2 protein-coding genes are annotated in these 2,222 nt (G+C 58.8%); both read left to right on the top strand.

Translation table 11 applies throughout. The features are described from left to right. The first annotated feature begins 240 nt into the window (after positions 1-240). Positions 241-1,053 (top strand): CDP-diacylglycerol--serine O-phosphatidyltransferase, encoded by an 813-nt coding sequence (gene pssA / locus AC1D1X_RS21225; protein ID WP_477699104.1) that lies wholly within the window; start codon positions 241-243, stop codon positions 1,051-1,053. Between the two features lie 174 nt (positions 1,054-1,227). Further along, a partial coding sequence (locus AC1D1X_RS21220; RefSeq protein WP_477699103.1) for a 2-isopropylmalate synthase occupies positions 1,228-2,222 on the top strand: 995 nt, incomplete at its 3' end.

Here is a 2,222-nt window from a genome sequence, read left to right as displayed (position 1 = left end):
AAGCCCGTCAGGGCTTTGTCCTGCAAAAAGCCGCGCAAAGGTCCTGCGCGGCTTTTTTTCTGACCAAGGCAGACTGGGCGGGGTGAGGTGAAAGTTTCTGCCGGGGCCGATCTTGGTATCCTTGGCGGCTTGAGTCGACGGCTTATTCCTTCAAGGAGGCCCGGCTTCTGGATGGCATCTACAGGTGCTATGAATTTGATAGCTGTTTGCGCGCACCAGTTGTGCCTCAGGAGTGTTTTTATGCATGATGGTGAAGATTCGGCGTTCCCTACCGAAGCGGTGGTGATACGCAAGCGACGCAAGGGCATTTACATATTGCCCAATTTATTCACGCTGGCCGCCCTGTTTGGCGGCTTTTACGCCATCGTCATGGCCATGAACGGGCGCTTCGACCAAGCCGCCATTGGTGTGTTTTGCGCCATGATTCTCGACAGCCTGGACGGCCGCGTCGCCCGGATGACCAACACGCAAAGCGCTTTCGGCGAGCAGATGGATTCGCTCTCGGACATGGTGTCTTTCGGCGCCGCACCGGCGTTGATCGCCTACGTCTGGGCCTTGACCAGCCTGGGGCGGTGGGGTTGGATAGGCGCTTTTGTGTATTGCGCCTGCGCTGCGCTGCGCCTGGCTCGCTTCAATGTGAACACGGCCGTGGTCGACAAGCGCTTCTTCCAGGGTCTGCCGTCGCCCGCCGCGGCGGCATTGGTGGCCGGCTTTATCTGGCTGATGACCGATGCGGGAGTCAGTGGGCTGGAAGTGCGCTGGGTGACCTTCGGCCTCACGCTCTATGCGGGCCTCACGATGGTCACAAATGTGCCGTTCTACAGCTTCAAGGACGTGCAGATGAAGCGCAGCGTGCCTTTCGCCGCCATTGTGTTGATTGCACTTGGGATCGCCGTTATCAATATTCATCCACCGRCCGTGATGTTCGGCCTGTTTGTGCTGTACGGTTTTTCGGGCTATGTGCTATACGGCTGGCGCAAGGCCAAGGGCCAGCAGACCAGCGTGATCTCGACGTCCACCGACGAACCCGACGAGCGCGGCCTTCACAAATAATTGTGGTACATTGAGCAGATGAAACAAATTTCGMTAGCACTACTGCTATCTGCCAACGGGCGGAGACGGTAGCGCACGCGTACACCTGATTCAACGGCCCGTTTGCACCAGCAACGGGCCGTTTTTCTTTGGGTTGCTGGTTTTTTTGTAATCTTTGGGGTTGACGAAATGACCATGTTGAAAACACCTTCCAGCAAATACCAATCCTTCGCGCCAGTCCGACTGGCCGACCGCACATGGCCCGATGCCGTGCTGACGCAAGCGCCCATCTGGTGCAGCGTGGACCTGCGGGATGGCAACCAGGCGTTGATCGAGCCCATGGATATTCCTCGCAAACTGAGGATGTTCCACACCCTGGTGAAAATCGGCTTCAAGGAAATCGAGGTGGGCTTTCCGTCCGCGTCCCAGATTGAATTCGACTTTCTCCGCCAGCTCATCGACGGCAATCTGATTCCCGACGACGTCACCATCCAGGTGTTGACGCAGGCGCGCGAGCCGCTGATCCGTCGCACTTTCGAATCGCTCAAGGGCGCCAAAAAAGCCATCGTCCACCTCTACAACGCCACCGCCCCGGTTATGCGCCGCGTGGTGCTGGGCATGAATGAGGACGAGATTGTCCAGCTCGCGACCGACAATGCGCGGCTCTTCCAGCAACTGGCAGCGGCACAGCCTGAAACGCAATGGACGTTCCAGTACTCACCCGAGATGTGGTCGGGCACTGAGCTCGCGTTTTCCAAGCGCGTGGTTGATGCCGTGACCGAGGTCTGGCAGCCGACGCCCAAGCGAAAATGCATCATCAACCTGCCGTCCACTGTGGAGCATTCCACGCCGAATATTTTTGCCGACATGATGGAGTGGATGCACCGCCACCTGGCCAGGCGCGACGCCATCGTGATCTCGGTTCATCCCCACAATGACCGCGGTACGGGCACTGCGGCCGGCGAGTTGGCCTTGATGGCTGGCGCCGACCGCATTGAAGGCTGCCTCTTCGGCAACGGCGAGCGCACCGGCAATGTGGACCTGGTGAACATCGCGCTCAATCTCTACACGCAAGGCGTGTCGCCTGGGCTGGACTTCTCGGAAATCGACGAAATTCGCCGCACGGTGGAGCATTGCAACCAGCTGCCCGTGCATCCCCGCCATCCTTATGCAGGCGACCTGGTCTACAC

Source organism: Polaromonas sp. P1_G4, from assembly GCF_056405475.1.
The sequence above is the reverse complement of the archived record's forward strand: the minus strand, read 5'-3'. Positions and strand labels throughout refer to the sequence as shown.